Below are 21529 nucleotides of genomic sequence, written 5' to 3'. Positions count from 1 at the left end.
TGGGTGAACGCAATGACGGATTTTGGAAAGAACGACGCGCAATCGAACCGCGACACATGGCGGCCGGCGACACGGATGGTCCACTCGGGAACCAGCCGCTCGCAGTTCGGGGAAACCTCGGAGGCGATGTATCTCACGCAGGGCTTCGTCTATGAGAGCGCGGAAGCGGCCGAAGCGCGCTTCAAGGGTGAAGACGACGGTTTCATCTATTCGCGCTACGCCAATCCGACCGTCGACATGTTCGAAAAGCGCATGTGTGCGCTGGAAGGCGCCGAGGATGCGCGCGCCACGGCCTCCGGCATGGCGGCGGTTTCTGCGGCTCTTCTGTGTCAGCTCAACGCCGGCGATCATGTCGTGGCTGCGCGGGCGCTGTTCGGCTCCTGCCGCTGGGTGGTCGAGACGCTGATGCCGAAATACGGCGTTGAAACCACGCTGATCGACGGCACCGACCTCGACAACTGGCAACAGGCGGTAAAGCCGAACACGAAGCTGTTTTTCCTGGAAAGCCCCACAAATCCGACGCTGGAAGTCATCGACATCGCCGGCGTCGCCACCATCGCGCATGCGATCGGCGCGCGCGTCGTCGTCGACAATGTGTTCGCCACGCCGCTCTACCAGAAGCCGCTGGAACTCGGCGCGGACGTGGTGGTCTATTCGGCGACCAAGCATATTGACGGCCAGGGCCGCTGTCTCGGCGGCGTCGTTCTTTCCTCGAAGGAGTGGATCGACGAAAACCTGCACGACTATTTTCGCCACACCGGTCCGTCGCTTTCGCCATTCAACGCCTGGACGTTGCTCAAGGGACTCGAAACCCTTCCGCTGCGCGTCAAACAGCAAACGCAGAACGCCGGCGTGATCGCCGATTTCCTGGCGGATCAGGCAAGCGTGTCGCGGGTGATCTATCCCGGCCGCGCCGACCATCCGCAGGCGGATGTCGTACGGCGGCAGATGGCGGCGGGCTCGACCCTGATCGCCTTCGATATTGCAGGCGACAAGAAGGCCGCCTTCGATTTCACCAATGCCCTGCAGGTGGTGAAGATCTCCAACAATCTTGGCGATGCAAAGAGCCTGATAACCCATCCGGCGACGACGACGCACAAGAACCTGTCGGATGAAGCGCGCGCCGAACTCGGCATCGCCGACTCCACGGTGCGCCTGTCCGCCGGACTGGAGGATGTCGAGGATCTGATCGCCGATATCGAACAGGCGCTTGCCGCAGTCGGACGTTCGCGCCGCGCCGCCTAGCGCCTTTCCTGCACCGAAAGAAGCATAAAAGGCCCTATGCCGTCGCCAGTTTTCGCGCCACGGCGATCTGGTTGAGAAAGGCCCGAAGCGCAGCAGGCCTAAGCGGCTTGTTCAGGATGGTGATCGATTGCGCTTCGGCGGCGACGCGCACGTCCAGCGTCCTGTCGGCCGTTGCGAGAACGGCGGGAAAATCGACGCCCCATCGCGCTCTCACCATTTCGATCGCCTCGATGCCGTTGCCGTCGTCGAGATGGTAGTCTGCGATGATCGTGTCCGGCGGGCGCTCCGAGGCGGCGAGCAGGGCTTTCAGCTCCCGGATCGATCCGGCGCTCCTGATGCGGCAACCCCAGCCGGACAGCAACTGTTCGAGCCCGTCGAGAATCTTCGGTTCATTGTCGATGCACAGAACTTCCAGGTCGTCGAGGACAGACGCCGACGGAGCGGGCTTCGCCGGCTTAACTTTCAGGGTCGCCTTGCTGAAGGATTCGAGCGGAATCCTGACGCGGAAATCGGTCCCGCGCCCTGCCTCCGAGTAGAGATGAACCGGATGGTCGAGCACTTTCGCGATCCTGTCCACGATAGACAGGCCGAGGCCGAGGCCTGCGGCTGTTTTTGCCCCCTCGTCGAGCCGCGTAAATTCCTTGAAAACCGTTTTGAAACTGTGCGCCGGAATACCGATTCCGGTGTCGATGACCTGCACCACGACATTGTCGCCGGCGTGACGCACGCCGACGAGAACCGTTCCGTCGCTGGTGTATTTGATGGCGTTCGACACCAGGTTCTGGATCAGCCGACGCAGAAGGTTGGGGTCGCTGCGCACGATGGCCGACGTGCGCACGACCCTGAGGCGCAGCTTCCTTTCGGCCGCCATCGGCAGGAAGTCGGTTTCGATGCGCCTGAGCACCTCGTTCAATGGAAAGCTGGAAATTTGCGGACGCATGTCGCCCGTGTCGAGCCGGGATATGTCGAGGACTGCGCCGAGGATCGATTCCACCGATTCCAGGGATGAATCGATGTTGCGGACCAGGCTCTGCTCGTTCGACCGTCCGAGCCTTTCCACCAGGGATGATGAATAGAGCCGCGCCGCATTCAGAGGCTGCAGGATGTCGTGGCCGGCGGCTGCAAGGAAACGGGTCTTGCCGAGATTGGCCTCTTCGGCGCGCGACTGGGCGAGCGCCAGCTCCGCGTTGACCCGCATCAGCTCCGCCGTGCGCTCGGCGACGCGCTGTTCGAGTGTTTCGTTGGCCTGACGCAGCGCCTTGGCGGAGGCGACCCTCTCGGTGATGTCGGCATAGGTGGTGACCACGCCGTTGTCCGGCATCGGATTGGACCGGATTTCGATAATGCGCCCCGATTCCGCAAGGTTCAGCGTCCAGGATTTGTCCATCGACAGGAAATTCCCGATCGTTTGCCGAACCTGATCCGGCGCAACGTCGCCGCGCTTGACCAGAATGGCGACGATGTCTTCCAGCGCCACGCCGACCTGGCCCACCGTCTCGGGCAAATCCAGCAGCGCGCGAAAGCGTCGGTTCCAGATGCTCAGACGATTGGTCTCGTCGAACACCGTCACGCCCTGGTCCATCTGTCCAAGCGCCGTCTCCAGCAGGTCGCGATTGTATTGCAGCGCTTCCGAGGCTTCGTCCAGCAGGCGCGCCGTGTCGGAAGAGGTGTCGTCCTTCTGCAGGAGCAGCGACAGCACAAGCCGCGCGGAAGCCGACCCGATGGCGCTGCCCAGCAATTGTTCGGAATAGCGCACCACATCCATATCGGCCGGCGCCGACGGTTCCAGCCATTTGCCGTGCTGGGTCTCGTAGCTGTGGAAAGACCGTTCGGTTCGCTCGGCGCCGAGATAGCGCGCGGTGGTGTTCTTCAGGTCGGCGATCGTGATGTTGGTCTGCCAATCGCCCTGGGCCGGCCGGATGACCGAGCGTTTCGGAATGAACACGCCGGCCTGGATGCGCTCCAGCGGTTTTGCGGGGCGACTGAGCGAGCCGCCGATAAAGAGCGCGATGTTGACAATAAGACTGAGGATAACGCTGTTGACCAGCGGGTCGGCGCCGGCGTGCGAAAATGCGTCGAGGCCCGGAACCAGGAAATGCAGGATCGCCGTGGCGATGTGCGAGTTGTCGGGGCCGCCGAAGCTCGGAAGGAACAGGAGATAGGTCCAGATGAGGATGCCGCCGCCCAGGCCGAGGATCGCGCCGCGCGCATTGGCGCGCCACCAGATCAGCCCGCCGAAGAGCGGCGGCGCGAATTGCGCGATGGCCGCGAAGGAGAGCAGGCCGATCGACGCCAGTCCGGCGTTGATATCGGCCGACCGGTAATAGGCGTAGCCGAGCGCGAGAATAAGAAAAATGGCGGTGCGCCGAACCTTCAGGATCGTACCCGAAAAGTCGCTCCTGTCGCCGTCGCTGCGGATGATGTTGCGCCGGAGCAGGATCGGCATGACAAGGTCGTTGGACACCATGATCGCGATCGCCACGGAGGCGACGATGACCATGGCGGTTGCAGCCGAAAAGCCGCCGATGAAGGTGACGAGCGACAGCAGTTGCAGATCGTTCGCCAGCGGCAATGAGAGCACGAACTGGTCGGCGTTGCCCTGGCCGTCGAAAACCAGAAGGCCCGCAACGGCGACAGGTATGACGAAGATATTAATGGCGATCAGATAGAGCGGGAACAGATAGCGCGCAGTGCGCAGTTCGTCGTCGGTCCGGTTTTCGACGACGGTGACGTGAAACTGGCGCGGCAGCATGATGATCGCGAAGGTGGACAGCATGGTCAGCACGATCCAGCGCGACGGGCTTGTCTGATGGCTGAGCGCCGCGACGACGTCCGGATGCTGCCTCGCTTCCTCGATCAGGTGTCCCGGCCCGTCGAACAGGTAGAACGTGGCGAAGAGCCCGACCGCGGTAAAGGCCAGCAGCTTGACCACCGATTCGGTGGCGATCGCCAGGATCAGGCCGTTCTGGTGTTCCGTCGCATCGGTGTGACGCGTGCCGAAGATGATGGCGAAGGTGGCGAGCAACATCGCCACGATCAGCGAAATATCGGTGAGGAAAACGCCGCCGGGGGAACCGGCGAACGGCGTATCCGTGACAATGATGGTCACCGAGGACGAGACGGCCTTCAGCTGCAGCGCGATATAGGGAATCGTGCCGACGATGGCGATGATCGCGACCAGTCCGGCGACCATCGGGTTCTTGCCGTAGCGCGCGGCGATGAAGTCGGCGATGGATGTGAGCTTTTCGGCCTTGGCGAGATTGATGATGCGCCGGATGACGGGCAATCCGATCGTGAAGGCGAGGATTGGCCCGATATAGATGGTCAGGAATTCAAGGCCGCGATTGGCCGCCAGGCCAACCCCGCCGAAATAGGTCCAGGACGTACAATAGACGGCAAGGCTCAAGGCGTAGATAAGCGGTCTGCCCCTGTTGGCGGTGCGCGCAGTGACGCCCCTGCCGTCGCCATAGCTTGCGATGGCGAACAGAAGCAGCAGATAAAGCAGCGCCGATGTGACGATCACCCAGCCCGGCACAAGGGTCCTCCCGGCCAATCCATTCTGCCAAGAACGGCCTTCCGCCGTTCCGCGCCAGAATAGCGGCAAACAATGCCGGCGCAAATGCGCACAAAGTGCTAGCGTGGTGGATTTGAAGTTCCTGACATTGTAGCAGCTGTCTCATACAGGAACTGCAAATCCGTAAACCACACTAGAATCATTTTCTTGCTAATGCCCTTATCGAATCTGAAGTTCGAACAAAGCGTGCTGCAGGATGTAACGAACTTCAGATTCGGTGCGCCAGGGTCAGAACTCATCGGTTGATCCGGGGAAAGACCAGTTTCAGATCAAAAAGTCTGTCCGAGCTTCGCTCGGCCATCAGGCCTGAATCGTTCCTTCAATCTGGATTTCGCCCGTGAACCATTCAAGACGTTTGCCGGTGGTTCAATCGATAACCCGAAATCGTACGCCTTCCGAGCTGATATACCGGCCTGGTCCGTCGCGTCGAAAGCTGACACAACTTGTGCCCTTGGCAGGACCGCTGGGAAAGGTCGAGCAGATCTCGTTGCCACGCGCCGCCCAGGCGCCCTCTACGGCGCCGAGCATGGCGCTCGCGGTGACTGCGCCGCCGCTCCGGTAGCGCATGGTGATCCGCATGCCGAACCGCCATGTGACGATGGTCCGGTCCAGCATTTCTGCCTTGATTTCATCGGCGGACAGGGTGCTTGCCCACACTGGCGGCGCTGCCAAAATCGCGACAAGCACAGCTAACGAGCCCCATCGTTTCACGACCATGCACCTCCATTCAGCGGCTGCTTTGATTGTCAAACGGGAGATAGGGTCCACCCGTGTCTCTTCAACCGGGACATGGGCCCAATCGCAACACTTGCGGTCATTTTATGTCTGCGTTGGACGCGAAGCGGACATCGGACGAATTGCCAATGGCGACCGGTGATGGCGCCGTTTGCCCCGGTCAGAATTTTTTGGTCCTGAGCCCAAGCGCAATCTGATGAAGATTTACATCAGAACTTCAGCAATGAGACTATTTTCAAGTAAAAGAGAAGCATAGTAGATAAGTACGGCTATGCCGGCTGTATTACAGAGAAAAAGAGGGACGACATGCTCAACGAGTTCAAGGAATTCATCTCCCGCGGAAATGTCATGGATCTGGCGGTGGGCGTCATCATCGGCGGGGCTTTCGGCCTCATCGTCAAATCGCTGACGGACGACATCATCATGCCGATCGTCGGGACGATTTTCGGCGGTTTCGATTTCTCCGACTACTATATTCCGCTGAGCGGCAACGTGACGGCGGACACGCTCGACGCCGCGCGCGAGCAGGGCGCGGTTTTCGCCTATGGCAATTTCCTCACCGTGGTCGTCAATTTCGTCATCCTGGCCTTCATCATCTTCATGTTGATCAAGGGCGTGAACTCGATCCGCAGGGAGCAGGCCAAAGCGCCGGCGGAACCGGCGGCGCCGCCTGCCGATATCCAGCTTCTGACCGAGATTCGCGATCTGTTGAAGAAATAGCGGGAACAACCTCCGCTTCCATCAGGAGGCGGGATGGACGCATCAACCTTTTTTGCGTGTTTTTTGATGCTGGACAGGCTATCGCCTGACAGACAGGAGACAAGCGATGTCATTGATCGACCATCTTAGCCCGCCCGCGCGCAATGCGCCTGAAAGCCAGATCGTCGCCATGTTGAATTACGGGCGCGATCGCGAGGGGCTTATTCCCTTATGGGTTGGCGAGGGCGACCGGCCTACTCCCGATTTCATCGCCCGCGCCGCCAGCCAGGGTCTCGAGAACGGCGAGACATTCTATACCTGGCAGCGCGGCATTCCGCCATTGCGCGAAGCGCTCGCCAGCTATTACGAGCGGCATTTCGGCGGCAGCCACGATCCGGAGACGTTTTTTGTCACGGGATCCGGAATGCAGTCGATCGTGCTCGCCGTAACTGCGGTCTGTCCGCCGGGAAGCGAAGTGGTCTATGCAACGCCGTCCTGGCCCAACATTTCCGCAGCGCTCGCCATTTCGGGATCCACGCCGGTGTCTGCGCCGCTCGAATTCGGCGAAACCGGCTGGACACTGGATACGCAGCGCATTGCGGACGCCGTCACGCCGAAAACACGCGCGATATTCCTGAACACGCCGTCGAACCCCTGCGGCTGGGTCGCGAGCCGCGAAAACCTGGCCGATATTCTCGACATCGCGCGTCGCCACGGCCTGTGGATCATCGCCGACGAGATCTATTCGCGCTTTTACTACGCCGGACATCGAGCGCCGTCCTTCCTCGACGTGGCGGATGCGGACGACCGCATCATCTTCGTCAACTCATTCTCCAAGAACTGGTCGATGACGGGCTGGCGGGTCGGATGGATCAAGGCCTCGGCCGAACTCGGGCAGGTCTTCGAGAACCTCATCCAGTATTCGACGTCCGGTGTGGCGCAGTTCATGCAGCGGGGCTGCGTCGCGGCGCTGGAAGAAGGCGAAGACTATGTCGAGGACCAGAAAGCGCGCGCCCGTTCCGCCCGGGACGCGCTGTGCGACGCGCTTCTCGCCACGAACCGGGTGCGGATGGTCAGACCGGAGGGGTCGTTCTACGCGTTCTTCGCGATCGACGGCCTGGATGACGCGTCAAGCGCAGGCTACCGGATCATCGATGAAGCCAATGTCGGCCTTGCGCCCGGAACCGGCTTCGGTCCGGGTGGCGAACAGTTCTTCCGGGCCTGTTTCCTGCGGCGTCAGGATCAGGTCGAGGAGGCGGCCAGCCGGCTCGCCGATTTCATTTCAGGAATTTAGATCAGGTCGGACTGCCCAAGCAGGCAGGCCGATCGGCGCGACAATCCGTGTGCGGGGCTTTCGCTCACCATCGCGATCGAAGGATGGGTCTTAACCGCCCGCCTTCGAGACCGGCAGACGGACAATGCGGTCGTTGCGGGCGTCTTCGGCGCTTTCATTTCCCGCGAAGGGAATTCCCAGCGTGTTCCATACCTCGGTCAGGGCGCCGACGAGATCGGCGATCAGCGCGTCGTCGTGGAACGGGCTCGGCGTAATACGCAGGCGCTCTGTGCCGCGCGGCACGGTCGGGTAATTGATCGGCTGGATATAGATGCCATGCACGTCCATCAGGCGATCGGACGCTTTCTTGCAGAGTTCGGGATCGCCGACCAGAACCGGAACGATATGGGTGTCCGACGGCATGACCGGCAGTCCGGCGGCGCTCAAGGCGTCCTTCGTCTTGCGCGCCTGGAGCTGGTGCAGCGCGCGCTCGGTCTGCGAGGTCTTGAGATGCCGGATGGATGCGGTCGCAGCCGCTGCGATCGAAGGCGGCAACGCCGTCGTGAAGATGAAGCCGGGAGCATAGGAGCGCACGGCGTCGATCAGGGCGCGGGAGCCGGTGATGTAGCCGCCCAGCGCGCCGAACGCCTTGGCGAGCGTTCCCTCGATCACATCGATGCGCGACGCAAGACCGTCCCGATCCGTGATGCCGCCGCCGCGCAGGCCGTACATGCCGACGGCGTGGACCTCGTCGATATAGGTCATGGCGTTGTATTTGTCCGCCAGATCGGCGATCGCCTCGATCGGCGCAATGTCGCCGTCCATCGAATAGACGGATTCAAAGACAATCAGCTTGGCGCGCAAAGGATCGGCGCTGGCCAGCAGGTCTTCGAGGTGTTCGAGGTCATTGTGACGGAAGATCTTCTTTTCCGCGCCGGACCGCTTGACGCCTTCGATCATCGAGGCGTGATTGAGTTCATCGGACAGGATCAGGCAGTTCGGCAGGAGTTTTGCGATCGTCGAAATCGAGGCGTCGTTGGAAATGAAGCCGGAAGTGAAGACGAGCGCTGCTTCCTTGCCGTGGAGATCGGCCAGTTCGTGCTCAAGCTCGACCAGCGGATGGTTGGTGCCGGAGATATTGCGCGTGCCGCCGGCGCCGGATCCCATCTTGCCGGCTGCATTGCACAGCGCGTCGATGACGTCGTCATGCTGGCCCATGCCGAGATAGTCGTTGGAGCACCAGACGGTGACTTCGCGCATCGTGTCGCCGGAGCGGTGAAGCGCGCGCGGAAACCTGCCCGCGATCCGTTCGAGATTCGCAAAAACGCGATAACGCTTTTCCGCATGCAGCTGATCGACTGCGTTTTGGAAGATGCCGCGATAGTCCATTAAGCAAAGTACTCCGGGTCGTTGTCGGGCCGGGTTTGAACGACCTGCCCGAGGCAGTTTCATAGTTTATACCGCAGCCGAAAAGACCGCTAGCAGAAATTAGATTAGATCTAAACCTGCAAATGTGACGCAGCCTTGATCCTGATCAATCATGCGCGGTTGCCTCTTTGGAGGCCTGTGATTGATAAAGGCTCTTAGACGAAAGTCTATAATACGAAGGTCTTATAACCGAATGGCTTATTGCGGGTTCGTAACATTGCGTTAGCATCCCGGCAGTTCTGGTCGGGAGTCAGAACAGTCTTTCAGTTATATTCGGGAGGAATACATGTCCAAGATCGCATTGACACGCCGTAACCTGCTCAAGGCAGGCGCAGCATCGGGTGTCGCCCTCGCTGCGCCGATGAGTTTCGTGCGCGGCGCCTATGCCGAAGAATTCTGCAACATGCCTACGGGCAGCACCGTGACCCTCGGGTTCAACGTTCCGCAGTCCGGTCCCTACGCCGACGAAGGCGCGGACGAACTGCGCGCTTACCAGCTGGCCGTCAAGCACCTGAACGGTGAAGGCGACGGCGGAATGCTCAACACGTTCTCGTCCAAGGCCCTCAAGGGCAACGGCATTCTGGGCAAGAAGGTCGAATATGTGACCGGCGACACCCAGACCAAGTCCGACGCCGCGCGCGCTTCGGCGAAACGCATGATCGAAAAAGACGGCGCCATCATGATCACCGGCGGATCTTCCTCCGGCGTGGCTGTCGCCGTGCAGGGCCTGTGTCAGGAAAACGGCATCATTTTCATGGCCGGTCTGACCCACTCCAACGACACCACCGGCAAGGACAAGAAGCGTTTCGGCTTCCGTCACTTCTTCAACGCCTACATGTCCGGTCAGGCGCTTGGTCCAATTCTCGCCGAACAGCTCGGCAAGGACCGCACGGCCTACCATCTGACGGCCGACTACACCTGGGGCTGGACGCAGGAAGAGTCGATCAAGAACGCGACCGAAAACCTCGGCTGGAACACCGCCAACGCAGTGCGCACGCCGCTCGGCGCCGGCGACTTCTCGCAGTACCTGACGCCGGTCCTGAACTCGGGCGCTGATGTTTTGATCCTGAACCACTACGGCAAGGACATGGTCAACTCGCTGACCCAGGCCGTTCAGTTCGGCATGCGCGAAAAGCAGGTCAACGGCAAGAACTTCGAGATCGTCGTTCCGCTGTTCTCCCGCCTGATGGCGCAGGGCGCCGGCGAAAACATAAAGGGCATTCTCGGCACGACAAACTGGAACTGGTCGCTGCAGGACGACGCCTCCCAGGCGTTCGTCAAGTCGTTCGGCCAGGAGTACGGCTTTCCGCCGTCCCAGGCTGCGCAAACCTGCTACGTGCAGACGCTGCTTTACGCCGACGCTTGCGAGCGGGCCGGCGCGTTCACGCCGCCGCAGGTCATTGAAGCGCTCGAAGGCTTCGAGTTCGACGGCATGGGCAACGGTCCGACGCTCTACCGCGCCGCCGACCACCAGTGCTTCAAGGATGTTCTTGTCGTGAAGGGCAACGAGAATCCGACGTCGCAGTTCGACCTGCTCGAAGTGGTGAAGATCGTTCCGCGCGATCAGGTCACCTACGATCCGGCGATCTTCGGCGGTGAGCTTGGTCCGGCAGACGTCAAGAAGTGCTAAGGCGCTGAACAACGGACAATGACAACGGACCGGCCGTAAGGTCGGCCGGTCCAATCGGCGATATGTCGCCCTGGGGACGTAAGCACAGGCTTTCGAGATGGACGCACTATTACTTCAATTCCTCAACGGTCTTGACAAGGGCGGAGCCTACGCGCTGATCGCCCTCGGATTGACCCTGGTCTTCGGAACGCTGGGCGTGGTGAATTTCGCCCATGGCGCGCTGTTCATGCTCGGCGCGTTCTGCGCCGTCACCTTCAACAAGATCCTCACGCTGGAAAAGGTCGTTCTCGATCCGGAACAGAAAACCGCGTGGGGCACGCCGCTCGAAATTCGCACGCCTTACGTCGAGGCCTGGCTCGGAGATTTCGGCGCCTTTCTCCTGAATTACTCGGTCCCTGTCTCGATCATTGTCGCAATCCCCGTCATGCTGTTGATCGGCGTGGTGATGGAGCGCGGGCTGATCAAATATTTCTACAAGCGGCCGCACGCCGACCAGATACTGGTCACCTTCGGCCTCGCCATCGTCATCCAGGAAATCATCAAGCATTACTACGGCGCCAATCCGATCCCGCAGGCTGCTCCCGAAATCGTATCGGGCAGCGCCGACATCGGCGCCTGGTTCGGTCTTGCAGGCACGATCGTCTATCCCTGGTGGCGGCTGGTCTTCTTCGGATTTTCCGTCGTCGTGATCGGCGCCGTCTTCGCGTTCCTGCAGTTCACGACCTACGGCATGGTCGTGCGGGCCGGCATGCGCGACAGCGAGACGGTGGGGCTTCTGGGCATCAACATCCAGAAGCGATTCACGGTCGTTTTCGGTCTCGCCGCCGTTGTGGCCGGGCTCGCCGGCGTGATGTACACGCCGATCCTGCCGCCCGACTATCACATGGGCATGGATTTCCTTGTCCTGTCCTTCGTCGTGGTCGTCGTTGGCGGCATGGGATCTCTTCCAGGCGCCGTTCTTGCAGGCTTCATGCTTGGCATACTGCAGTCCTTTGCGTCGATGAACGAGATCAAAAGCATCTTTCCCGGCATCGACCAGATCATCATCTATCTCGTCGCCGTGATCATTCTGCTGACCATGCCGCGCGGCCTGATGGGACGCGAAGGCGTGATGGAGGAATAGACCATGACAAAGCTACTAGACAGAGAACCCGTTGCGCTTGTGGTCTTTTCAGCCGTCATTCTGCTGATGCCGCTCTGGCTGACGCCGCTCGGGGCGAACTATCCCGACCTGCTCCAGAAATTCGCGATCTTCGCGATCTTCGCCATGGGCTTCAACATCCTGTTCGGCCTGACCGGATACCTTTCCTTCGGGCACGCGGCCTTTCTCGGCGTCGGCTCCTACGCAGCCGTGTGGTCCTTCAAGCTCTTCACGATGAACGTGCTTCCCGCGATCGCCTTTGGCATCCTTTTCTCCGGCGTCTTCGCTTTCCTTATCGGTTATGTGAGCCTTCGCCGTTCGGGGATCTACTTCTCGATCCTGACGCTGGCTTTCGCTCAGATGTGCTACAATCTGGCCTATTCGGTGCTGACGCCGATCACCAACGGCGAAACCGGTCTGCAACTGACCCTGCAGGATCCCCGCATCATCGACCGCATGTTCGGACCGGCGGGCGCGGGACTGCCCTCGACGAACTTTTTCGGTCTGCCGATGAGCGGCTATCCCGGCTTCTATTTCTGCGCCGTCATGCTGATCATCTGCTTCTTCATCAGCCGGCGTATCTTCAAGTCGCCCCTGGGCCTGACCCTACTCGGCATCAAGTCGAACCAGAACCGCATGAACTACACCGGCTTCAATACGCGGCCATATACGCAGACGGCCTTCGTCATTTCCGGAATGTTCGCCGGGCTCGCCGGCTCTCTCCTGGCGGTGACAGACCCGCTGGCGGGCGCCGAGCGCATGCAGTGGACGGCTTCCGGCGAGGTCGTTCTGATGACGATCCTCGGCGGCGCAGGCACGCTGATCGGCCCGATGCTGGGCGCCTGGCTGATCAAGTATTTCGAAAACATCTTTTCGGCCTTCAACGACGCCACGCTGGAGCAGACCTTTTCCTTCCTGCCCGAGCCGCTGGCGAATGCGGCCGTGGCCATTTCCGGACTGTTCGTCGGCGAAGGCTGGCACCTCACGCTTGGCGTGCTCTTCATGCTGATCGTCATCTTCCTGCCAGGCGGCATCATGGAAGGCTGGCGCAGACTGGTGCGCTGGATCGGCGGGGGCGGCGGCGGCAAGGCCAAGACCGAAAGCGCCGCCGTGGCGCAACCGGCGGAATAGGGAGCAATCGACATGGTCGCCAATGCAGTTCTCCACGTCGCCGACGTCCACAAGAATTTCGGTGGTCTGCGCGCGCTCAGCGATGTCGATCTTCGGGTCGACGAGGGCGAGACCCACGCAATCATCGGGCCAAACGGCGCCGGCAAATCGACCCTCTTGAATGTCTGCGTCGGGCGCATCAAGCCCGACAAGGGACATGTGGTCTTCGACGGCGAGGTTCTCGACAGCCATACGCCCTACCAGATCAATCAGCTCGGGGTCTCGCGCGTGTTCCAGACGCCGGAGATCTTTCCCGATCTGTCGCTGCTCGACAATGTGATGATCCCGGCCTTTGCGAGCCGCGACGGCGCCTTCAGACTGCGTCCCTTCAGAAAGCTTCGTCTTGAGGGAGACGTGCGCGCCGAGGCGGAAAAGAACCTGGAAGACGTTGGCCTCGCCGCATTGAAGGACACGGAAGCCGGATCGTTGTCACGCGGCGACAAGCGCCGGCTGGAACTGGCCATGTGCCTGATCCAGAAGCCGAAACTACTGCTGCTCGACGAGCCGACAGCCGGCATGTCGCGGCATGACACCAATCGAACGGTCGATCTTCTGAAGACGATAAAGCAGCGCGGCATGACCAAGGTCATCATCGAGCACGACATGCATGTTGTGTTCTCGCTCGCCGACCGGATTTCAGTGCTTGCGCAGGGCCGGATCATCGCTTCCGGCAAGCCGGAGGAGATCAAGGGCAACCCGGTCGTGCAGGAAGCCTATCTGGGCGGGGCGCATTGACATGCTGACGAGAACAGATACCAATGAATTGCAGTTCCAGGGGACGGATGTTTCAATGTCGGAAACCGGCCAGTCTTTTTTCAGTGTCAGGGACATACATTCCTACTACGGCGAGTCCTACATCGTTCAGGGCATTTCGCTGGAACTGAACGAGGGCGAGATTCTCGCATTGCTTGGCCGCAACGGCGCCGGAAAAACCTCGACCATGCGCACCATCGCCAGGGTTGACGACCCGGCCTTGCAGCGCGGTGAAATCTACCTCAACGGCGAGAGCCTTCACGACAAGAAGGCCTGGCAGGCGGCCCAGCTCGGCATCCAGCTCGTTCCCGAGGACAGGCGCATCATTGGCGGCCTGACGGTCGAGGAAAACCTCGTCCTGTCGCAGGTCGCCGAGCCGAAAGGCTGGGAGCTCGAACGCATCTACGAGCATTTCCCGCGACTGGCCGAAAGGCGCACGCAGATCGGCACCACCCTTTCCGGCGGCGAACAGCAGATGCTTGCCGTCGCCCGCGCGCTGGCCCGCGAGGTCAAGCTGCTTCTTCTCGACGAACCCTATGAAGGTCTGGCTCCCGTCATCGTCCAGGAGATCGAATCCATCGTGAGGCAGATCAAGGAACTGGGCATCACGACCATCATCGTCGAACAGAACGCTGTGGCGGCCCTCAAGCTCGCCGACAAGGCCGTGATCGTCGATATGGGCGAAGTGGTCTTTTCCGGCAGCGCGCGCGAGGTCCTCGACAATGAGGAACTGCGCAACGAATATCTGGCGATCTGAGGCAGTCAGACCTGCGCCCGCAAGGCGCCGCGTTACGGTACGGTCGATCGTATCTGGAATATCATCGCGTCTGCAGGCGCGCCATGAGGTGCGCGTCGACATAGTCGCCGCGTCTGTAGGCGTAGTCCTTCATCGTTCCTTCCACGACGAACCCCATCTCCTCGTAAAGCGCCCGCGCAGGATTGTCGACGAATGCGGTGAGATAGAGCCGCCGCAAGTTGAGCCAGTTGTCGGCCAGGTCGATCATCGCGGCCATCAAGGTCCGTGCGGCGCCTTTCCTTCGCCATTCGGCATGTGTGACGATCATGTTGATTTCGCCGACATGGCTGAACCTGGCTATGCCGGGATGGGTAACGAGTTCGCTGAAAGCTGCAAGCTCTTCGCCGGCAAGCGCGACGAGCTGTATGTAGCCGTCACGCGGCGTGATGCGCGCGCGGGTACTGGAGAGCGAAGCGACTGGCAGGCGCATCGTCCCCTCCATCACGTGGGCGCTGGTGAGAATTTCGTGCAGCGCTTCGGCGTCTTCGACCCGCGCGTCCCGTATCTCGAAATGCATGCCTGATTCTCCGCTGCAACCAATGATAGAGCGCGCACATATATCACCGGCGCTGTTTGTAGAAAATATGGTCATGGTTTGCCGGCAGTCATTCCTGTGCTAGCGTGCTGGCCAGGATCGGGGAGGCTTCCGGATATTTATCAGATAGTTAGCTTCGTGGGATACGATGCGGACAGGGAAAGGAACATCCATGCGCCTCACACGCAGAACCCTCATGAACGGCGTTGCGAGCCTGTCGGGCGCAACGATGCTCGGGCTCCTTCCGGCAAGAGCGTCCGAATGGCCGGAGGCGGATGTCTGGGCCGCGCTTTCCAGGGAGGTTGGCGGCCGGCTGCTGCCGGTGCCGTCTCCGTTTGAAGCCTGCGTGATCGACCCCGCTGGCGAAGGCTGTTCGACAATGCTCGCAAATTTGAAGAATCCGTTTTTCGCCCAGCGTCATGCAGGCGCCACCCAGACGAACGGATGGCTCGACGCCTGGAAATCGGTCGTCAGTCCCTATGCGGTCGCAGCGAACTCGTCGAAGGACATCGCCGCTGCGGTCAACTTCGCCCGTGAAAACGGCGTCAAACTGGTCGTCAAGGGCGCCGGACACGATTATCTCGGCCGCAATTGCGCGCCTGATTCCCTGCTCGTCTGGACCGTGAACATGCGGGACGTGTCCTTCATCAAGAGCTTCAGACCGGATGGCGCGCCAAAAGGCGTCAAGGCGCTTCCGGCGATCAGCGCCGGAGCCGGCGCGCTGTGGATCGACGTTTACCAGGCGGCGAGCGCCAATGGCCGTTATGTTCAGGGCGGCGGCTGCACCAGCGTCGGCGCCGCGGGAGGCTTCGTCCAGGGCGGTGGTTACGGCAGTTTCTCCAAACGGTTCGGATCAGGCGCCGGCGGCGTGCTGCAATATGAGGTCGTCACCGCGGACGGTGAAATACTGACGGCGAACGCCTACCGGAACGAGGATCTTTTCTGGGCGCTGCGCGGCGGTGGCGGCTCGACCTTCGGCATCGTCACGAAGGTGTTCTACCGCACCCATGAAACGCCGGAAACCATGGGTCTCGTGCAGGGCAGTCTGAAGGCCAAAGAAGACCTCGCCTTTCACCAGCTCTTGAAGATGCTGTTCGATTTCTTTCCGGATCATCTGAACAATCCCCACTGGGGCGAGCAGATCAGGGTCAATCCGGACAACTCCGTCGACATCTTCATGACATGGCTCGATATGACCGTCGAGGAGGCGCAGGCCGTGTGGCGGCCGCTGCTTGACAAACTCGCGCAACACCCGGACGTCTTCAAAAGCGAAATGGCGTATCAGAGCCACCCTTTCAAGGATCTCTGGAATATCGACTACTGGAAGGAAACGGACCCGGATTTCATCGTCATCGACGAACTGCCGGGCGCGGTGCCCGATCATTTCTGGTGGAAGGCGAACAGCGGCGAAGCGGCCGCCTATATTGACACCTATCAGTCGCGCTGGATTCCTCTGAAGCTGTTCGAAAATCCAAGCGAACTCGCGACGTTGTTCCTGCAGGCGTCGCGCTTCGCAAGTCTGAGCCTGCACGTCAACAAGGGACTGGCCGGCGTTCCGGCCGACGTGATGGAGCGCGAGCGGGAGACGGCCATTCACCCGGCTGCGCTCGAAGCCGGCGCCCTGGTCATTTCCGCCACGCGCCAATCCGGGCGCTACCCGGACATGCCGGACCGTGAACCCGATATAGACGGTGGACGCGAAAGGTCCCGCCAAATCTCGGCCGCCATGAATTTGCTGCGCGAGGCGACGCCGGGCGGTGGCGCGTATCTCAACGAATGCGACTATTTCGAAGCAGACTGGAAACAGGCGCTGTATGGACCGCACTACGGTCGGTTGCTCGCGATCAAACGCAAATACGATCCTGGAAACCTGTTTCGCGTGCATCACGGCGTCGGAAGCGATCAGCCCTAAACCTGAAATGCATCACACGGATGCAGCAATGCCCTTGCGGTTGTCCAGAAGGCGCCACACCGGCTGGTCCGGTAGGCCGGAAATCGACTGGACGCCCATATTCTCCAGTTCGAACTGCTCGCTGAGGGCGCGCGCCATCTCGTCCTGGACGCTGATCTGCATCGGTTCGGAAAAACTCTGAAGCCTGGTGGCGTGATTCACCGCCGGGCCGAAAATATCGTAGACATATTTCTGAATGCCGACGACTGAACCGACAACGGAGCCGACGCCGAGCCCGATTCGGCATTGCCATTGATGCGGATGGCTGGCGTTGCGCCGTTCCAGATAGCGAATAAAGCGGATCGCCGCGTTCGCCGCCGCTCGCGCATGGTCAGGCGTCGGATCGGGCAGGCCGGCGACGGTGATGTAGGCGTCGCCGATCGTCTTGATGCGTTCGCAGCCGAACTGCTCGCCGATCCGGTCGAAGGAACTGTATATGTCGTTCAACTCGGTCACGGTGACGCTGGGGTCGAGCGCAGTCACGGTTTCCGAAAAGCCTACGAAATCCAGCATCAAAACCGAAACGGGTTCGTAAAGCTGTGGCGTGACGACTCCGAAAGTCTTGTATTCCTCGTAGACGGAGCGCGGCATCAGGTTGAGCAGCAGCTTCTCCACCTGCTCCTTTTCCCGCTTGATCTCGCGCGTGTTGCGCTCGACCATCATCGAATAGGAATCGATCATCGACTCCAGTTCCCGTATGCGGGTGATGTTCTGGCACACGAGCACGGCGATTTCCGGCTCGCGTTCCTCGGTTGCGGTGAAGTCCAGCGCAATCACCATGGTGCGCCGCTTCTTCTTGAACTTGACCTCGGTCGTATAGCGGCCCGTCTCGTTCAGGCTCTTGTTCAGTTCCTCGACGTCGAAATCGCTGAATATGTCCTGCAAAGTCGCCGGGCCGTTCGGATTGCCGAACCATTCCTCGAAAGTGTCGTTGTGGAAATGAAACTGCAGGGTTTTCCTGCCAAGCAGGGCCACGCCGACCCCGATGGCGCGCAAAAGCTGTTCATTGATGGCTTCGATCGACATTGACTAATCCACAATCAGTTCTCTGCGCGCCTCGATAGCATCAAGCGCAGTCTGGATATCCTCCGGTTCAAAACCGTGGTTGGCGAGCGTCTCCTCCAACACGACCTTCAGTTCGTCGAAATGAGCGTTGGTGATGTCCAGGTTTCTGTGGAACTGGCGGAGCTGCACGTCCGTATAGGACGCCGGTCCGCCGAGCAGCGACGATATGAACTTGGTCTGGTGGTCCACCATGCGCGACATGTCGACATCGTCGAAGAACGGACCGATCTCGTCGCTGTCGAGCAAAGTATCGTAGAAGGCGAGCACCACCTTGCTCACACTTGCAAATCCACCGTATTTCTCGAAGAGCGTTCTGTCCGACATATCTCTGGCGCCTTTGCTCGATGGTCGAAGTCCACTGTCGTGCTGCGGACAGAAACAAATCCACGAACGACATCAACTGGTGTCTGCGAGGACCACTTTGTCAGGCAACCTTCCTGTCCGATTTCATCCGGCGCGCGAGACAAGACTGCACGGAGACCCGGTCGAGCCAGTTGGAGAAAAAGCGGCGTGCTGTAGTTCCCCATGTTATTTCGCCGATTTTTCCGGAGCTTGCAACATTGCAATGATCCAGAGGCTCGCGAATACTGTGCCCCGACAGCCGATCCCGGAGATATTCTTTCTGAAGCGTGTCCTCCTCATATTCGAGATGATTGAACATGTAGACCGATCGCGTCACCCGGTCTTCCACCAGCGCGGGGCCAGTCCGGTCGCATCCTGCAATCAGTTTCAGAGAACCGGGATGTTTCAGAACGTCGATAGGCTTGATGGTCGTATGGCGGGACACCGGCGTCGGAAACACCGGTCCGAGCCCTGCGACGATCTCCGAACGAGGTTCGAGGACGTGTTGGGGGAAGACGCCGAAAGCCTTCTCTTGCAATGGTTGCTTGGCGACGCCGTAATAACGGTAAAGCGCCGCCTGGGCGGCCCAGCAGATGAACAGGGCCGGCATGTGGGAGTCGCGCGCGAAATCCAGGATCGCGGCCAGCTTCTCCCAGTAGTCAACTTCGCAAAACTCCAGATGTTCGATCGGCGCGCCGGTCACGATCAGGCCGTCGAGCCTCGCGATCGTTCCGATTGTCGCGGGCCGGTAGACCCTGTTGAGATAATCGGTCGGGCAATGGCGCGCCCGGTGACCTGCCATGTGCAGAAGCGTCAGGTCGACGCTGTGACGGTCGGTCGAAAGCAGCCGCGCGAACTGGCGCTCGGCGATCTTCTTCTTCGGCATCAGGTTGAGGAGCCCGATGCGGAGGCTTTGCTCCGGACGTCCGACCTGGACCGGGCGTCCCTCAGCGACCAGTTCACGCACGGCGTCGAATCCCTTTGGAACGAACAAGGTCATGATCTTTCCCTCACGCGGCCAGCGAACCGGCCGGATGGTTGAGCTGCCTGGCGATCAGCGGCGCCAGGTGCTCGGCGTCGCGGCCGACGCCGTCGATGAATGTCGACGCCCTGCGGCGCATGAAGGGCAGGCCAAGCACGAACAGGCCAGGCGCGGCTGTGGCGCCCAGGGTGTTTTCGATTTCGCCGTGGCGGTCGAGCACGGGAACCTGCATCCAGGAATAGTCCCGGCGAAAGCCGGTCGCCCAGATGATCGTCTCGATCCCCTCGGCCTGCAAGTCGAGCCATCCTGCCGGATTGTCAGGCACATAACCGCTTTCCCATGCAGCGGGATCTTCCGGCGCTTCAAGGGCGGTGTCGTCGATATGGGCGTCGATGCGCGCAAGCAGTCGCTGCCGGCGCTCCCGGGCGGCCGCGCACTCCGTATCGAGATCGGACGCGAACTGCATATGCCGATCCTCGGCGTTGATGGCGCGTCCGAGAACCCGGATGCCTTGTCGGGAAAGCTCGGCAAGACCGATGGAGCGGCGGTTCTCGCTGCCGATCAACTGCAGTGAAGGCTGTCTTGCCAGCTGTTGCGGGTCGGCGTCGGGCCGGCGCTCATCGGAAAGGAAGCCGCAGAGATCGAGCCATTCGGTGATGTCGCGGCCGCGATAGCTACGCGGGACCGACACGTGCCGGCCGGTCGAGATTGCGACGTTGCGGCCTGAACGGTGGATCTCCTCGGCGAGCTGGATGCCGGAGGCAGAAGCCCCGACGACCAGCACTCCGCCTTTTGGCAGATGCGCCGCGTTTTTGTAATCGGAAGGCGCCAGGTGCACAATCCGGTCCGTCAAGCGTTTGGTTATCGTTGGAACACAGGGTTTGTCGCAGGCGCCGGTGGCGATCACGACCGTGCGCGCGAACCAGTCGCCCCTGTCTGTGGCGATCCGGTAGCCGCCGTTGGCTGCGCAAAGCTGTATGACGCGGGTGTTGGACATGACGGGGGCGGCGAAAGCCTGACGATAGTCTTCGAGGAGCCGGACAACGTCCCGGCAATCCATGAAGCCTGTCGGATCGTCGCCCGAATACAGGCGCCCCGGCAATCTGGTCATCCAGTTGGGAGTGAGCAGGCGAAGCGAATCCCATCTTTCGGTGCGCCAGCGTTCGCCGACCCGGCCGCGTTCGATCAATACGTGATCGACGCCAAGTCTCGTCAGGCAGTGGCTCATCGCGAGACCTGCCTGTCCTGCTCCAATGATGACTGTATCGCTGCGAAATGACACGGGAATTTCTCCGGGGGAAATGGGAAAGGCGGCGGGCGATATGCGCCCGCCGGTCTTGTCGTCAGGCGGTCTGCGCGACAATGTCGACGGGAACGCCATTGGTCAGCACGTCGAAGACGGCCGAACGGGCGATCGACTGTTCGACGATCTTGCGCAGCTGTTCGGAGGAAGCGTCGCCGCTGATCTTGAACGTGGCGCGAATGCCGCTGAAGCCGTTGCGCACGTCTTCGTTGAGGCCGAGAATGCCCTGCACGTCGATATCGCCTTCAACGGTCGTCTCGACAGAGTTCAGCTTGATCTGGCGAGCGGAGGCGATGTTGCCGATACCGGCCGTGATGCAGGCTGAAAGGGCGGCAAGCAGCAGTTCCACCGGGGTCGGGCCTTCGTCGTCGCCGCAGAGCACTGTGGTGTGGTCGGCGTCGACCGTCATGGTCCGTTCGCGATCCTGTTCGGCGCCTGCGCCGAAATAGTCGCGTATGGAAACCCGGCTGTGGGCGCCGCTGATCCAGTCGCCCTTGGCGCGGAAGGTGAACTTTGCGAGTTCTCGCGCATCGCCGACTGCGCCGATCGTGGCCAGAAGCGTGGGAACGTCGACGCCGTTCATGGCGACCTTGGCGGGCCTGGTGCTGGTTTCGGTTGTCATGGTGTGGTCCTTTGCAAATGTGTTTTCTTTGGATTTCGCGTTGTCGCTGTCCTGCGACGACCGCCGTTCTAGGCTCGCCTTGTTTCAGTCTGATACCGGCCGACGGCGCATCGGGTTTCAATTGTTGCACGCAGGAGTTGCTTGCCGACGGGCGGCGCGTAAAGCCGGTTTCCGGCAAGCCGCGTCCTGGCGCGGGATCTCGGAAGCGCATGTCCGGTCTGGCTTTTTTGCGCGCGACGTCGCAGGATCGGAAGGGCGGGCTGAGAGGAAGGACAGCGGAGGCCG

General features: G+C 60.8%; 18 protein-coding genes. 9 read left to right on the top strand and 9 right to left on the bottom strand.

What is annotated here, in order from left to right:
* Positions 1–12: 12 nt before the first annotated feature.
* Positions 13–1245: an O-succinylhomoserine sulfhydrylase gene (locus K1W69_RS10725; protein ID WP_220228347.1), complete on the top strand. Its 1233-nt coding sequence runs from the start codon at positions 13–15 to the stop codon at positions 1243–1245.
* Positions 1246–1279: 34 nt separating this feature from the next.
* Here the strand turns inward: K1W69_RS10725 and K1W69_RS10720 are convergent, their stop codons facing one another.
* Both K1W69_RS10720 and K1W69_RS10715 read right to left on the bottom strand, forming a co-directional pair.
* Positions 1280–4798, bottom strand: a complete 3519-nt coding sequence (locus K1W69_RS10720) for a PAS domain-containing hybrid sensor histidine kinase/response regulator (protein ID WP_220228346.1) — start codon at positions 4796–4798, stop codon at positions 1280–1282.
* A 387-nt stretch (positions 4799–5185) separates the two neighbouring features.
* Complete coding sequence (locus tag K1W69_RS10715) at positions 5186–5530, bottom strand: hypothetical protein (RefSeq protein WP_220228345.1); 345 nt, start codon at positions 5528–5530, stop codon at positions 5186–5188.
* A 330-nt stretch (positions 5531–5860) separates the two neighbouring features.
* On the opposite strand from K1W69_RS10715, the gene mscL reads away from it, so the two are divergent.
* A complete protein-coding gene (gene mscL / locus K1W69_RS10710; RefSeq protein ID WP_220228344.1) occupies positions 5861–6274 on the top strand; it encodes a large conductance mechanosensitive channel protein MscL in 414 nt (137 codons plus the stop codon).
* 106 nt (positions 6275–6380) lie between these two features.
* Positions 6381–7547: a pyridoxal phosphate-dependent aminotransferase gene (locus tag K1W69_RS10705; protein WP_220228343.1), complete on the top strand. Its 1167-nt coding sequence runs from the start codon at positions 6381–6383 to the stop codon at positions 7545–7547.
* 90 nt (positions 7548–7637) lie between these two features.
* Here the strand turns inward: K1W69_RS10705 and hemA are convergent, their stop codons facing one another.
* A complete protein-coding gene (gene hemA / locus K1W69_RS10700; protein ID WP_220228342.1) occupies positions 7638–8915 on the bottom strand; it encodes a 5-aminolevulinate synthase in 1278 nt (425 codons plus the stop codon).
* 325 nt (positions 8916–9240) lie between these two features.
* On the opposite strand from hemA, the gene K1W69_RS10695 reads away from it, so the two are divergent.
* The 5 genes from K1W69_RS10695 (at position 9241) to K1W69_RS10675 (ending at position 14405) form a co-directional block, all read left to right on the top strand.
* Positions 9241–10584 (top strand): substrate-binding protein, encoded by a 1344-nt coding sequence (locus K1W69_RS10695; protein ID WP_220228341.1) that lies wholly within the window; start codon positions 9241–9243, stop codon positions 10582–10584.
* A 97-nt stretch (positions 10585–10681) separates the two neighbouring features.
* Positions 10682–11707: a branched-chain amino acid ABC transporter permease gene (locus tag K1W69_RS10690; RefSeq protein WP_220228340.1), complete on the top strand. Its 1026-nt coding sequence runs from the start codon at positions 10682–10684 to the stop codon at positions 11705–11707.
* Positions 11708–11710: 3 nt separating this feature from the next.
* A complete protein-coding gene (locus K1W69_RS10685) occupies positions 11711–12856 on the top strand; it encodes a branched-chain amino acid ABC transporter permease (protein WP_220228339.1) in 1146 nt (381 codons plus the stop codon).
* Positions 12857–12868: 12 nt separating this feature from the next.
* Positions 12869–13630 (top strand): ABC transporter ATP-binding protein, encoded by a 762-nt coding sequence (locus tag K1W69_RS10680; RefSeq protein ID WP_220228338.1) that lies wholly within the window; start codon positions 12869–12871, stop codon positions 13628–13630.
* A 55-nt stretch (positions 13631–13685) separates the two neighbouring features.
* On the top strand, positions 13686–14405 hold the full coding sequence (locus K1W69_RS10675) for an ABC transporter ATP-binding protein (RefSeq protein WP_258571079.1): 720 nt from the start codon (positions 13686–13688) through the stop codon (positions 14403–14405).
* A gap of 61 nt (positions 14406–14466) precedes the next feature.
* On the opposite strand, the gene K1W69_RS10670 is transcribed toward K1W69_RS10675, so the two are convergent.
* Positions 14467–14961, bottom strand: a complete 495-nt coding sequence (locus tag K1W69_RS10670) for a GNAT family N-acetyltransferase (protein ID WP_220228336.1) — start codon at positions 14959–14961, stop codon at positions 14467–14469.
* A gap of 190 nt (positions 14962–15151) precedes the next feature.
* Here K1W69_RS10670 and K1W69_RS10665 point away from each other — a divergent pair, with 190 nt between their 5' ends.
* A complete protein-coding gene (locus K1W69_RS10665) occupies positions 15152–16891 on the top strand; it encodes an FAD-binding oxidoreductase (RefSeq protein WP_220228335.1) in 1740 nt (579 codons plus the stop codon).
* A 12-nt stretch (positions 16892–16903) separates the two neighbouring features.
* Here the strand turns inward: K1W69_RS10665 and K1W69_RS10660 are convergent, their stop codons facing one another.
* From K1W69_RS10660 to K1W69_RS10640, 5 genes are all read right to left on the bottom strand, one after another.
* Entirely contained in the window at positions 16904–17956 is a 1053-nt protein-coding gene (locus K1W69_RS10660) for an adenylate/guanylate cyclase domain-containing protein (RefSeq protein WP_220228334.1), read from the bottom strand.
* Between the two features lie 3 nt (positions 17957–17959).
* A complete protein-coding gene (locus K1W69_RS10655) occupies positions 17960–18319 on the bottom strand; it encodes a group I truncated hemoglobin (RefSeq protein ID WP_220228333.1) in 360 nt (119 codons plus the stop codon).
* Positions 18320–18419: 100 nt separating this feature from the next.
* Positions 18420–19337, bottom strand: coding sequence for a homoserine O-acetyltransferase/O-succinyltransferase family protein (locus tag K1W69_RS10650; protein ID WP_220228332.1), 918 nt, complete (start codon positions 19335–19337; stop codon positions 18420–18422).
* A gap of 10 nt (positions 19338–19347) precedes the next feature.
* A complete protein-coding gene (locus K1W69_RS10645; protein ID WP_370688231.1) occupies positions 19348–20601 on the bottom strand; it encodes an NAD(P)-binding domain-containing protein in 1254 nt (417 codons plus the stop codon).
* A 61-nt stretch (positions 20602–20662) separates the two neighbouring features.
* On the bottom strand, positions 20663–21244 hold the full coding sequence (locus K1W69_RS10640; protein ID WP_220228330.1) for an OsmC family protein: 582 nt from the start codon (positions 21242–21244) through the stop codon (positions 20663–20665).
* Positions 21245–21529: the final 285 nt, after the last annotated feature.

The sequence above is a fragment of the Flavimaribacter sediminis genome (assembly GCF_019492055.1).
In the GTDB taxonomy this organism is placed as follows: Bacteria; Pseudomonadota; Alphaproteobacteria; order Rhizobiales; family Rhizobiaceae; genus Flavimaribacter; species Flavimaribacter sediminis.
This window is presented reverse-complemented; position numbering and strand designations above follow the sequence as displayed.